Below are 12,982 nucleotides of genomic sequence, written 5' to 3' on the forward strand. Positions count from 1 at the left end.
GCCGAGTGTCTCCCGCTCGTATTTCGCCGTTGCGGGTGATGGCTAAATCAGCCTCACTCGCGCTGAGAAATGCGTGCCATCGCTGCCATCCAGCGTGTAGCTGCCGTCAAGTTGCCTGATGGAGCCTTCCATGAGCTTCGTGCCGGTGCCCTTGACGACGCCCGCCGTATCGAAACCGATCCCATTGTCTGATACTTCGAGCATGGACATGTCATCGGCCTCTTCGCTGTGGAGGCGGACCTGGATTCTACCGTTGTCCTGACCCTCGAACGCATATTTGAGACTGTTGCTGACCACCTCGTTGACGAGCAGGGCAAGTGCGGTCGCTCGGTCATTGGATACGCTCAGCGGGGCAAGGTCGAAATCGATGGCGACCCCACTACCATAAGCAGAGATCACATTCTCCGTGACCCGCCGGACCAGCTGTGCCGCGTCAAGCGCTTCAAAGGCGTCATGCTGGTAAATCAGTTCGTGCACGGCGACCATCGCCTTGATCCGGTCACTCAAGGCCTGCGACTGTTCTCCCGGCTTCAGATGGATTCGGATCAGCGACATGACCGACTGAAGGTTGTTCTTCACCCGATGATGAATCTCTCGCAGGAGAAGCTCGTTCTTGTCCAATGCGTTTTGAAGCGCGGCTGCCTGGTCATCCTGGATGCGGAGCAGGCTTCTGATCCGAAACCCTGCAGCGACCGAGCCGAGGCAGGCAAGAGCTGTAACCACGGACAAGACTTCGATGTTGTGCCAGAAGGGCCGCATGAGTACGCCCAGATCCGCTGCCGCAACGGCAACGAAGGGAGTGCCTTCCACTTTCCTGTATCCGACGATCCGCTGCACACCATCGAGCGGTGATGCATCGGCAATGTAGGTGCCGGTCGATTGGCCCTTGAGATAGTCCGTGAAAAGCACGTAGCCGCTCATATCGAGACCGGCTTCGGGCTTGGGATAGCGCGCGACCAGTTGTCCGTCCTCTCGGATAAAGCTGACGGCGAAGTTACCCCCAAGATTGACGGCCTCCCAGATCGGCTGCATCAGGTCTGTGGAGAGCGACACCGTGACGACGCCTGCAAAAGCCCCGTTTAGCTCGAACCTGCGACTGAATACGAAGATCTGCTCGCCACTGAGTCGACTGATCAGAAGTGAGGAGACGTATTCCTCACGGCCGGCTGCGAGCGCTTTGAAGTATTCGCGATCCCGGATGTCAATTGGCTTCAGTTCCGGGTCCGTCGAGTACAGGGTTTTTCCATCGGCGGCGACCACATAGGCCTTGACGGCTCCCGGCAGTCCCTCGAGGGCGCCGTTGATGTCTTGTACCGAGTTCACCTGCAGGGGGGCCCGACCAGATTCGACGAGGTCGGCAAGCCGGCGTGTGGCTTGCCCCCCGAACTCATAGATCCATTTCGCGTGGGTTGCGACCACAAGGCTGGAGGTCGCGACGCGGTCCTCTGCTGCCTTGACTGTCGCATGATAGGATTGAAACGCCCAGGAGGACGCAAGGGCGATAAAGCCCACCCACGCCGCCACGATCGCCATAACGACGAACTTCTGGGCCTTGCCCGGTGCGTAACGCTCCATGAATTGTCCCGGCCCTGCGGTGCGGCTCACACTCGAGCCGGCCCGCTAATTTCTTTTGTATTAGCAGAAGGATAGGGCATGCCGAAGATCCTATCAACCCGACATAACGAACTAGTCCGAGCCATTTCGGGATAGAAGGGTCTGTCGGAAGATTGCCGATTTTCGGCATGCAACCCAGGTCTCTTGTCAAACGGCGCAGCGACCGGATCGAAGCCTTTCAAAGGGAAGGCCGGTGACGACAATGGCAAGACAGCCCTGCGGGTGCATCCTTATCTTTTCTTTACGCCCCTCCCACCTCTTCCCAATCGAAGCCTGACCCGAAGCGGCCTTAATCCTGTGTCGGTATCAACAGGAGAAACGGACATGTCCGACTTGATCTTCATCGCGCTGGGCGCGGGCACGCTTCTTGTGCTCGCGCTTTATGCCCGCGCGCTCGACCGGCTGTGAGGGGCACGCAAATGCTTGAACCTCTTTTCGGCCTCATCGTCGCCATTGCCATCGGCATCTACCTCGTCGTGACGCTGTTGCGTCCCGAGCGTTTCTGATCGGGAGCAGATCCATGACAACAGTCGGATGGCTCCAGATCAGCCTCCTCTTCCTCGCCGTTCTCCTCGTCATCAAACCACTCGGCCTTTATATGGCGCGGGTGTTTTCCGGCGAGCGGACCTTGTTGTCCCCCGTGCTCGGCCGCCTCGAGCGTGATCTCTACCGTGTCGGCGGCATCAACCCCGAAAAGGAGCAGAGCTGGCTCGGCTATACGCTTGCGATGCTGGCCTTCTCGCTTGCCGGCTTTCTCGCTCTTTACGCCATGCTGCGGCTGCAGGCCTTTCTGCCGCTGAACCCACAAGGCTTTGCCGGAATGCCTTCGGACCTCGCCTTCAATACGGCGGTCTCCTTCGTCACCAACACCAACTGGCAGAACTATGGCGGCGAAACCACGCTCAGCCATTTCTCCCAGATGGCCGGCCTCACCGTGCAGAACTTCCTGTCGGCAGCCACCGGCATGGCACTCGCGATTGCCATCACGCGCGCACTCGCCCGTTCGAAGGTCGCAACACTCGGTAATTTCTGGGTCGATATGACGCGAGCCACACTTTACGTGCTGCTGCCGCTTGCTATCGTCGTCGCGCTCGCCTTCGTCGCCATGGGCCTGCCGCAGACGCTTTCCGGCTCCGTCACAGCGACGACGCTCGAAGGTGCCAACCAGGTGATCTCACTCGGTCCCGTCGCATCCCAGGAAGCGATCAAGCAGCTCGGCACCAATGGCGGCGGCTTCTTCAACGTCAATGCGGCGCATCCATTCGAGAACCCGACCGCCTGGTCGAACTATCTCAACATCTTCGCCATGCTGTCGATCTCTGCCGCCATGGCCTACACCTTCGGCCAGATGGTCGGCAACCGCAGGCAGGGCTGGGCTCTGATCTCAGCCATGGCCTTTCTCTTGATCTCCGGTGTGGCCGTCACCTATTGGGCGGAAGCCCAGGGCAACACCATCCTGACGGCGATCGGTGTCGATCCAGCACTCGGCAACATGGAAGGCAAGGAAGTCCGCTTCGGCCAGGCCATGACCGCCCTCTATGCGGCCGTCACGACAGGCCTCTCGGATGGCGGCGTCAATGGCATGCACGGCTCGTTCACGGGGCTCGGCGGCCTGGTGCCGATGTTCCTGATCCAGCTCGGCGAAGTGCTGCCCGGTGGTGTCGGTTCGGGCCTCTACGGCATGCTGGTCTTTGCAATCCTGTCCGTCTTCGTTGCCGGCCTGATGGTCGGGCGCACGCCGGAATTCCTCGGCAAGAAGATCGAGGGTCGCGAGATGAAGTTTGCCATGCTCGCCGTGCTCATCCTGCCGCTGGTCATTCTGGGCTTCACGGCTGTGTCGGCCATGCTGCCCTTCGCGGTGGCAAGCGTCGGCAACGCAGGCCCGCACGGACTGTCGGAAATCCTCTATGCCTATACCTCGGCTGCCGGCAACAACGGCTCGGCCTTCGGCGGTCTGTCAGGCAACACGCCCTGGTACAACACCACGCTCGGGATCGCGATGCTGCTCGGCCGCTTCGCTTATGTCGTGCCGGTCATGGCAATCGCCGGATCGCTCGCCGCCAAGGTGAAGTCGCCGGCCTCCGCCGGCACCTTCCCGACTGATGGCCCGCTGTTCGTCGGGCTCCTGATCGGCATCATCCTCATTCTCGGCGGCCTGCAATTCCTGCCCGCACTGGTGCTCGGCCCCATCGTCGAACATTTCGCCATGCTCGCTGGCCAGACCTTCTGAAGGAACACCCATGTCCAAGGACAATAAGGCACCCAGTCTTCTCGATCCGACGATCTTGCTTCCAGCGATCCGCGACGCGTTCGTCAAGCTCGATCCGCGCAAGCTCCTGCGCAACCCGGTCATCTTCGTGACCGAAATCGTCGCAGTCGTCGTGACCATCCTCTTCATCCGCGACCTCGCCCAAAATCCGGGCGAGGCCGGCTTCTCCGGCCAGATCGCCGCTTGGCTCTGGTTCACCGTGCTCTTCGCCACCTTCGCCGAAGCCGTCGCGGAGGGCAGAGGCCGCGCTCAGGCCGATAGCCTAAAGAAGACCAAGTCCGAGCTCGTTGCCCGCAGGCTTGGAGCCAACGGCAAGACCGAAACCATCCCGGCCTCCGGCCTCAAGGTGGGCGATATCGTGCTGGTCGCAGCCGGAGAACTCATCCCCGGCGATGGCGAAGTGATCGAGGGTGTCGCCTCGGTCAATGAAAGCGCCATCACCGGCGAATCCGCACCCGTCATCCGCGAATCCGGTGGTGACCGTTCGGCGGTCACGGGCGGCACGCAGGTTCTGTCAGACGAGATCAAGATCAAGATCACCATCCAGCCCGGCTCCTCCTTCGTCGATCGCATGATCGCGCTGATCGAAGGCGCTAAGCGCCAGAAAACGCCGAACGAGATCGCGCTGTCGATCCTGCTCTCCGGCCTGACGCTGATCTTCCTTTTCGTCTGCGTCGCGATCTGGGGCCTCGCCGGCTACTCCGGCACGGTGCTTTCGGTCACGGTGCTGGCAGCACTGTTGGTGACACTGATCCCGACCACGATCGGCGGCCTGCTCTCGGCCATCGGCATCGCCGGCATGGATCGCCTCGTGCGCTTCAACGTGATCGCCACCTCGGGCCGCGCTGTCGAGGCCGCCGGCGACGTCGACACTTTGCTCCTCGACAAGACCGGCACGATCACCTTCGGCAACCGCATGGCCAGCGACTTCCTCGCCGCTCCGGGCGTGACGCCGACCGAACTCGCGGAAGCCGCCCTCATCGCCTCGCTGTCGGACGAAACGCCGGAAGGGCGCTCTGTCGTCGCGCTGGCGACGGGCGAGTTCGGCGTGCCCATGCCGAAGGCCGAGTTTGACGCCGTTATCGGCTTTACCGCCGAAACGCGCCTCTCCGGTGTCGACATCGGCCAGCGCCGTCTGCGCAAGGGCGCGGTCGATGCCGTGCTGAAGTTCGCCGGTCTCACGGATCAGGATGCGCCGGACGATTTCCGCCGGGCCGTCGATCAGGTCGCCCGCACCGGCGGTACGCCGCTCGGCGTTGCCGATGGAGACCGCCTGCTCGGCGTCATCCACCTCAAGGACGTGGTCAAACCCGGTATCAAGGAACGTTTCGCGGCCCTGCGCGCCATGGGCATTCGTACGGTCATGGTTACAGGCGACAACCCGGTGACGGCAGCCGCCATCGCTTCCGAAGCCGGCGTCGACGACTTCCTCGCCCAGGCGACCCCGGAAGACAAGCTTGCCTATATCCGCCGCGAGCAGCAGGGCGGCCGCCTGATTGCCATGTGCGGCGACGGCACCAATGACGCTCCGGCGCTTGCCCAGGCCGATGTCGGTGTCGCCATGCAGACCGGCACTCAGGCCGCCCGCGAGGCTGCCAATATGGTGGACCTCGATTCCAGCCCGACCAAGCTCATCGAGATCGTCGAGATCGGCAAGCAGCTCCTGATGACGCGCGGGTCGCTCACGACCTTCTCGATCGCCAACGACGTGGCCAAATACTTCGCCATCATCCCGGCGCTGTTCGTCGCCACCTACCCGGCGCTTGAAGCCCTCAACATCATGGGGCTGACGTCACCGCAATCGGCCATCCTGTCGGCTGTCATCTTCAACGCGCTGATCATCGTGGCGCTGATCCCGCTGGCATTGAAAGGCGTGGCTTACCGTCCGTCCGGTGCTGCCTCTCTGCTTCGCCGCAACCTGCTGGTTTATGGCGTCGGCGGCCTGATCCTGCCCTTTGCCGGGATCAAGGTCATCGACATCGCTGTCAGCGCTCTTCATCTGGTGTAAACATGATCAACCATCTCAGACCCGCACTTACGCTCGTTGTCGCCATGACCGCACTCACCGGCCTCGCCTATCCGCTCGCGATGAACGGCATTGCCCAGGCGGTCATGCCAGCAAAGGCCAATGGCAGCCTTATCGAACGCGACGGCAGGGTCATCGGCTCCGCGCTCATCGGTCAGAATTTCGCCTCGGAGCGCTACTTCTGGCCGCGGCCCTCCGCAACGGGTCCAGACCCCTACAACGCGGCGGCCTCCTCGGGCTCCAACCTTGGCACGACCTCGGTCAAATTGAAGGATCGTGTCACCGCCGATGTCGCCCGGTTGACCGAAACCGGCATCGCGCAGCCTGTCCCCGCCGATGCCGTCACCACCTCTGGCTCTGGTCTCGACCCGCATATCTCGCCGGCCTTTGCGGAAGCTCAGGTGGCGCGCGTTGCGCAGGCGAGGGGGCTGGATCCATCTGCCGTCGCCTCGCTCGTCGCGCAGCACACCGAAATTCCGACCTTCGGCGTTATCGGCCAGGCAAGGGTCAATGTGCTAGAGCTCAACCTGGCGCTCGATGCCCGGTAATATGTGAGAGTTTGATGGCGGATGACGACCGCAGGGACGAGCGACGTCCCGATCCCGATGCCCTGCTTGCCCTGGCGGATAAGGACCGCCGGGGCAAGCTGACCGTTTTTCTGGGCGCTGCTCCCGGCGTCGGCAAGACCTATGCTATGCTGTCGCGGGCCAAACGCCTGAGTGCGGACGGCGTGGATGTTGTCGTTGGCCTGGTCGAGACCCACGGGCGCGGCGAGACCGCAGCACTACTCGATGGGCTCGAGATCCTACCGCGTCGGCGGGTGGCCCATCGCGGTCGCATGCTTGAAGAATTCGATCTCGATGCAGCGCTGGAGCGGCGCCCGCGCATCGTCATCGTCGACGAGCTCGCCCATTCCAACCCCGAAGACAGCCGCCATCCGAAGCGCCATCAGGACATTGAGGAACTGGTTGCAGCAGGGATCGATGTCTGGACGGCGCTCAACATCCAGCATCTGGAAAGTCTGGCGGACCTTGTCGCGCAGATCACCGGGGTCACAGTGCGCGAGCGCGTGCCCGACATCGTCCTTAAACGCGCCGACGAGGTCTTGCTCGTCGATCTCGCGCCGTCAGAACTGATAGAGCGCCTCAAGGACGGCAAGGTCTATCTGCCCGAAAGCGCCAGTCGCGCCGTCGACCGCTTCTTCCGTCTCGGCAACCTGACAGCCTTGCGTGAATTGGCGCTGCGCCGCACCGCCGACAGAGTCGACGATCAGATGGTCGACTATCTCAAGCAGAACGCCATCGACGGTCCCTGGGCCACCGGCGAACGCCTCATCGTCTGCGTCGGCTCCGATCCTCTGTCGGAAAAGGTTGTGCGCGTCGCGAGCCGTTTGGCTTCCGGTCTTAACGCGCCCTGGCTGGTTGTCTCCATCGAGCGGGCCGATCGGGAAGTCGAAACGCCCGAGCGACTGCAACGGATCGAGACGCTGTTTCGCTTGGCGGAACAACTGGGAGCAGAGACCCGTCGTATCATCGGAAATGACTTCGTTGACGAGATCCTGAAGCTCGCCCGCCGGGAACACGCCACTCAGATCGTCATCGGAACACGCAAGCGCAGCCGCTGGCAGAAGCTGGCCACGCGCTCGCTGCCGGATGCTCTGGCTGCCAAGGCATCGGGCCTCGGCATTCACATCGTGACACCGGACGGCACGCCCGCGGAACGTGTACGCTCGTCCTTCAGACCAATTAGAACCACCGTCCTCAGGCAATCGGCCCTCTGGGCACTCGGTTTCGTCGGCGTGACCACGGCGCTGGGCAAGGCCATCGACGTCTTCGTCGAGCTGCCGAACATATCCTTACTCTTTCTCCTCGCCGTCCTCGGAGCCTCGGTGGTCGGGGGCTATGCGGCGGCATTCCTGGCAGCACTCCTGTCAGCGCTCGCTTACAACTTCTTCTTCATCGACCCGCGACACACGTTCACGATTGCCGCGCCGCACGAGGTCTTCGCGCTCTTCGTCTTTCTCGCCGTCGCCATGATCGCGGGCGGTCTTGCCTCGCGCATTCGGGAGCAGGCGGAGGTGGCACGGATCCGCGCGACGGCGCTGCAATCGCTATATGATTTCTCCCGCAAGCTCGCGAGCACGGGAAAGGGCGACGACGCGATCTGGCTTGCTGTTTCGCAACTGCAGGCGAGCCTGAAGCGCAAGGTCGTGCTGCTTGTCCCGCGCAAGGGCGATCTCGGTGTTGCCGCCGCATGGCCGCCTGATACTGAACTCGACGTGACGGATATGACCGCAGCCCGCTGGACCCACGACAAGCGCGAGCCTGCCGGCCAAGGCACGGGCACGCTGCCCAACAGCCGTTTCGAGTTCCGGCCGCTGCTGGGACCCCATGGTATCGTTGGTGTCTGCGGGATCGAGCACTCGGGAGACCGGCTCGACCTCAATGCCGAACGCGCGCTGACGGCGATCCTCGACCAGACGGCGATTGCGCTCGACCGCGCCCGCCTTGCCGATGAAACCGTCGAGCAGGCGGCAAGGCTGGAGGGCGAACGTTATCGGGAAGCGCTTCTCTCCTCGATCTCCCATGATCTTCGCACGCCACTCGCAACGATCACCGGCGCCGTCACCGGCTTGCGTCAGCTCGGCGAGCGCATGACGCCTGAGAACCGCGACGATCTTCTTCAGTCGATCGAGGAGGAAAGCGGCCGCATGAGCCGCTTCGTCGCCAATCTGCTCGACATGACACGCATCGAGGCCGGCACGCTTAAGCCGAAACAGGATTGGGTGGATGTCGCCGACGTGGTGCAGGCCGCCGTCGAGCGCACCCGCAAATACGCGCCGGGGCGGATCGTCGAAACCGGCATTGCCGCCGACCTGCCGCTGATCCGGGGCGACAGCGTGCTGATCGGCCAGGTGCTGTTCAACCTTCTCGACAATGCCGTGAAGTATGGTGGCGACGAGCCGATCAATGTCTATGCGCGGCGCGACGGCAAGGATGTGCTGATCTCCGTCACCGATCTCGGGAAGGGCATTCCTTCTGAAGATCTGGACCGCATCTTCGAAAAATTCTATCGCAGGGGAAAGCCGGATGGGCGGGCACCCGGAACTGGGCTCGGTCTTTCCATTGCCCGCGGTTTTGTCGAGGCCATGGGCGGCAAGATCCATGCGGAGAGCCCGGCCTTGAAGAAGAGAGGCACGCGCATTGTCATGCGGTTCCCGGGAAGTGATGCAAGAGGCGAGATCACATGACCCAGTCGCGCATCCTGGTCGTCGATGACGAGCCGCAGATCCAGCGCTTCCTCAAACCTTCGCTGACGGCCGCGGGCTATGAGGTCGTCGAAGCCGGAACGGGCGCCGAGGCGCTGAAGGCTGTCGCCACCCAAGCGCCCGACCTTGTCATCCTCGATCTCGGCCTGCCGGATATGGATGGCAAGGAGGTGATCGCGAGCCTTCGTGGCTGGTCGGACATCCCAATCCTCATTCTCTCGGCCCGCGACCGCGAAAGCGAGAAAATCGCGGCCCTCGATCTCGGTGCCGACGACTATGTCGAGAAGCCCTTCGGCATCGGGGAGTTGACGGCGCGCATCCGCACCGCACTGCGCCATCGTGGCCGTCGCGACGCCATTCCGACGGTGATGGAAGTCGACGGGCTGACCATTGATCCGATCAAGCGGCTAGTCTTGCGAGATGGCGAGCTCGTGCATTTGACGCCGAAGGAATATGACCTGCTCCTTCTGCTTGCCCGTCATACCGGTCGAGTCGTGACCCATCGCACCTTGTTGACGACCGTCTGGGGACCCGCCCACGCCGACGACCTGCATTACCTCCGCGTCTTCATCGGCCAGTTGCGCCAGAAAATCGAACGCGATCCTACGCAGCCAAGGATCGTGCGCACGGAACCAGGCGTAGGTTATCGGATGGCCGAGCAGGAATAAAACCTGCGGTCGGGTGCGCCTCCAACTGGCCGCTTTGCGCCCTCACTTCTGCCGTCGAATAAAACTCGATCGGACGAAGATGGGGCGCTCCAATTGCGTGTCCTCTAACCTCCTAGCCGATCTTCGCATCGATCAGTCGCGTGTCTGCTCCAGAACCTCGTCAGACAATTCGGGGTCGTCGACAGCTCCCGCGAGGATGACGGCTCCGACCATGGCTGCCCAGCTTCCGATCGCGGCCCTGCGTCTGGTGGCGAATGGCGGCGGCAAGCCCTGCCGTCGGGCATCCATTGCCGGGATTATCTCGATGCCGAGGCGCAAGATAAGAGCGGGCGAAATCTCTGAACGCGTCGTCTCCGAAGCTGTCGCAGTCCTGATTACCGGAGCCTCAACGGGCATTGGCGCTACCTATGCCGAACGCTTCGCGCGGCGCGGCCATGACCTTGTGCTGGTTGCCCGCGACATAGGATGATCGACTCGGGGCGAGTGCGGCTGAATTTCCAGCACCTCGCTGCCGTCTCCGAGCGCCAGTCGATAGCATGCTGCATGGATGAGCAGTCTTAACCATCGAAAAAACAACCGGAAAACGACAGGATCTATTGGTGCGGGAGTGCGTTGGTCTGGCTGGCACGGTCAATTGACACGTGTTGAACGTATCCGACGGAAAGCTCAGGCAATGGCGCAGAGGGGCATCACAGTAATTGTCGTTGAAGACGAAACGCTCGTCCGCATGGATATCGCCATGTCGCTCCAGGATGAGGGGTTCACCGTGCTCGAAGCGTCCGATGCCGATGAAGCGATAGGACTTCTCGATACGCATCCAGAAATCAGGCTCATGTTCACGGACATCGACATGCCCGGCAGTATGGACGGCCTGAAGCTTGCAAAGGCCGTGCGGGACAGGTGGCCTCCCGTCAAGATCATCGTTGCATCAGGACACCGTCATTTGAGCGATGAACTGCTTCCGATAGAGGGCAAGTTCTTTAGCAAGCCCTACAACCATGCCCGCATTATATCAGCAATGAGAGAAATGCTCGCGGCTCCGTAAGTACACTTGGAAAGCGAACTTCTCCCGGACCGAGCGTTCAACGCTGTCTTCGTACGATCGGCAATTGCCCGTTAAAGGCCGCCGATATTGACTCCTTACCTATGAGGGCACTCGTGTTTCATCGAGGCCAGAGCCAGACGCCGTGTGCGGGCAGGCACCCACCGCGTCATTAGCTGTCCCGCCATGACGAAGTCTCAAGAAAAATTCCGTGATCTCTTCCGGGGTCGATCGCTCGAGCGCGCCGCCCGCGATCTCGCTTTGGGTCCAGATCCATGTTGCCGCTGGATCGTGAAGCATGGCCCATTCTGCGAACGTCCGCTCTGCGACTTGTTTTGCGACGTGAACCTTGACGTCGAGGTGGCGGTCGTCGCGCTCAATACGCTCCAGGGTCTTGCGGACCTCCGGTTCAGGCCCTTCAAGCCATTGCAGATAGATGTCCGCGCGGCAGATAAGGGCACCCGTGATGCCGTCCCGAAGATTTGCGCGTCGGGCCTCCAACAATATCCCGTCTAAAATGGCACTATCGAAGCCGAAGGGCTGGGATGAGTAAATGGCGCGAAATAAATCCATAGGAATGTCTCTCCGGACTTGGGGCGCCCTGATTGTATCTGCCTCGAGCGCTGGTGGAAGCAGTGTTGCAGGGTAGCGTCTATCTTATACCACGAATTGACAGTGTCGATCGCAGCATGATCTGGCGTCGAGAAAGCTGCGAGCCGTATGACAGCATGTCACGGAACAAGCGTACTGGATGTGATTGTCTCTGCGTCAATCGAGCGTTTTCGAGGGAAGGGCACCGTCCGCAGTAAAGCGTTTAAGATATGCCTAGCTGCTTGAAATGCCTACAATCCACTGCACTTGGTATCGAGATGTTCCCGATAAAGAAGATATTCATTGAAGCGTGATGATCGCGTTCACGCCGATTGTGTTGAGGGGGTCAAACCTTGTCGTAAGTGAACGAGGTCAGAAGCGTTGTCACGAAATTGCTGGCCTTTTCCTTGACCAGAACCTCCGTCCACTCGTCGGTGCCACGGAGCGCCAAGCTTCTGTAGATGCTGTCGACAGCCGTCTCCTCGATGCGCTTGACCTGCGATCTGAAGGCCGGCTCGTCACCACTCATGTACATATCACGCACAACCACTCTCAGGATCTCCTGAATGGCGATCTGCCAGGCCGTATTGATCGCCTGTAGTTCTGCTGCTGCTTCTTGTGTCATGAAAGCTCCCGTCTGCAGTCCTGTATCGGCTGCGGTTGAGGCATAAAAAAAGGCCAGGCAATTTGCCTGACCTTCATTGGTCTCATGGGTCTCGCGCTCTCACACTGCCAGTACATCCGTGGTCAGGGAAAGCAGATCCCAAATCAGGCTGCTTGAAGATTGCAGGCCGACATCTTGCCCGACTTGTTGTCGCGCTCCATGTCGTAAGACAACTTCTGGCCTTCGACGATTTCGCGCATGCCGGACCGTTCAACGGCCGAGATGTGGACAAATGCGTCCGGGCCGCCGTTGTCAGGCTGAATGAAGCCGAAGCCCTTGGTGGAGTTGAACCATTTTACTGTGCCAGTGGTCATGATGAACCCTTTCGTAGCGATAGATGAGCCCACCGCGCGGATGCGCAGCGCTTGTTGATAGCGATGCTTTAAAGGGAGGGTTCGTTCAGGGCGCGGTGCCAAACGCGCGATAACCAAAGCTCAGCAAGAAAATATCGTTATGTATCTCTATTAGTATTTTAAACGCTTGTCAACTTCTGGTTTTGCCGTGCAGAGTTGCGTTTATCCCGCAGATCGAGAAATGCATCCTTCTCGCTGAATTCACCAGCGCGGACCGGGAGACACGGGCGGGCACCGTCGAGCTGCGCATTCCCAAGCTGCGGACAGGCAGTATTCCCGAGTTTCCTTGGGCCGCGCCGAATGGCCGAGAAGGCCCAGACTGCGGTCATTCAGGAAGGCTGTATTCAGCGCCTCAATGGCGAGATCAAACGGCGCACCGAGGTCGTCGGCATCCTTCCAATGACGACGCCATCGTCAGGCGCGTCGGCGCGCTTCTGCTCGAACAGAATGATGAATGGGCCGTCCAACGATCCCGCTAGATGACACT

General features: G+C 61.1%; 10 protein-coding genes and 2 pseudogenes. 7 read left to right on the forward strand and 5 right to left on the reverse strand.

Going from position 1 to position 12,982, the window contains the following annotated elements; genetic code table 11:
* Positions 1-42 precede the first annotated feature (42 nt).
* Positions 43-1,575 (reverse strand): sensor histidine kinase, encoded by a 1,533-nt coding sequence (locus BW978_RS03920; RefSeq protein WP_076392371.1) that lies wholly within the window; start codon positions 1,573-1,575, stop codon positions 43-45.
* 559 nt (positions 1,576-2,134) lie between these two features.
* Here BW978_RS03920 and kdpA point away from each other — a divergent pair.
* From kdpA to BW978_RS03950, 5 genes are read left to right on the forward strand one after another with little or no spacing between them, the layout of a single operon-like run.
* Positions 2,135-3,844 (forward strand): potassium-transporting ATPase subunit KdpA, encoded by a 1,710-nt coding sequence (kdpA, locus tag BW978_RS03930; protein ID WP_076392375.1) that lies wholly within the window; start codon positions 2,135-2,137, stop codon positions 3,842-3,844.
* Between the two features lie 10 nt (positions 3,845-3,854).
* The gene (kdpB, locus tag BW978_RS03935; protein WP_076392377.1) at positions 3,855-5,891 is read left to right on the forward strand and encodes a potassium-transporting ATPase subunit KdpB; all 2,037 of its coding nucleotides are present in this window, start codon (positions 3,855-3,857) and stop codon (positions 5,889-5,891) included.
* A 2-nt stretch (positions 5,892-5,893) separates the two neighbouring features.
* The gene (kdpC, locus tag BW978_RS03940) at positions 5,894-6,457 is read left to right on the forward strand and encodes a potassium-transporting ATPase subunit KdpC (RefSeq protein ID WP_076392379.1); all 564 of its coding nucleotides are present in this window, start codon (positions 5,894-5,896) and stop codon (positions 6,455-6,457) included.
* 14 nt (positions 6,458-6,471) lie between these two features.
* Positions 6,472-9,159 (forward strand): sensor histidine kinase, encoded by a 2,688-nt coding sequence (locus BW978_RS03945; protein WP_076392381.1) that lies wholly within the window; start codon positions 6,472-6,474, stop codon positions 9,157-9,159.
* Positions 9,156-9,845 carry a response regulator gene (locus BW978_RS03950; protein ID WP_076392383.1) on the forward strand — a complete coding sequence of 230 codons (690 nt, stop codon included), beginning with the start codon at positions 9,156-9,158 and terminating at the stop codon, positions 9,843-9,845. Before BW978_RS03945 ends, BW978_RS03950 begins: the two co-directional genes overlap by 4 nt.
* 132 nt (positions 9,846-9,977) lie before the next feature.
* On the opposite strand, the pseudogene BW978_RS23730 reads toward BW978_RS03950, so the two are convergent.
* Positions 9,978-10,188 (reverse strand): annotated as a pseudogene (locus BW978_RS23730) (TetR/AcrR family transcriptional regulator); the annotation flags it as partial.
* Positions 10,189-10,518: 330 nt separating this feature from the next.
* Between BW978_RS23730 and BW978_RS03960 the strand changes: the two are divergent.
* Positions 10,519-10,890 carry a response regulator gene (locus BW978_RS03960; protein ID WP_076392387.1) on the forward strand — a complete coding sequence of 124 codons (372 nt, stop codon included), beginning with the start codon at positions 10,519-10,521 and terminating at the stop codon, positions 10,888-10,890.
* Positions 10,891-10,989: 99 nt separating this feature from the next.
* On the opposite strand, the gene BW978_RS03965 is transcribed toward BW978_RS03960, so the two are convergent.
* The 3 genes from BW978_RS03965 to BW978_RS03975 all read right to left on the reverse strand — a co-directional run bounded on the left by BW978_RS03965 (position 10,990) and on the right by BW978_RS03975 (position 12,456).
* Complete coding sequence (locus tag BW978_RS03965; RefSeq protein WP_210216973.1) at positions 10,990-11,460, reverse strand: BLUF domain-containing protein; 471 nt, start codon at positions 11,458-11,460, stop codon at positions 10,990-10,992.
* Between the two features lie 364 nt (positions 11,461-11,824).
* Complete coding sequence (locus tag BW978_RS03970) at positions 11,825-12,103, reverse strand: hypothetical protein (RefSeq protein WP_076392389.1); 279 nt, start codon at positions 12,101-12,103, stop codon at positions 11,825-11,827.
* Positions 12,104-12,246: 143 nt separating this feature from the next.
* On the reverse strand, positions 12,247-12,456 hold the full coding sequence (locus BW978_RS03975; protein ID WP_069042173.1) for a cold-shock protein: 210 nt from the start codon (positions 12,454-12,456) through the stop codon (positions 12,247-12,249).
* Positions 12,457-12,837: 381 nt separating this feature from the next.
* Between BW978_RS03975 and BW978_RS03980 the strand changes: the two are divergent.
* Positions 12,838-12,971 (forward strand): annotated as a pseudogene (locus BW978_RS03980) (transposase); the annotation flags it as partial.
* Positions 12,972-12,982 lie beyond the last annotated feature (11 nt).

The sequence above is a fragment of the Rhizobium sp. RU33A genome (assembly GCF_900156055.1).
Taxonomy (GTDB): domain Bacteria; phylum Pseudomonadota; class Alphaproteobacteria; order Rhizobiales; family Rhizobiaceae; genus Allorhizobium.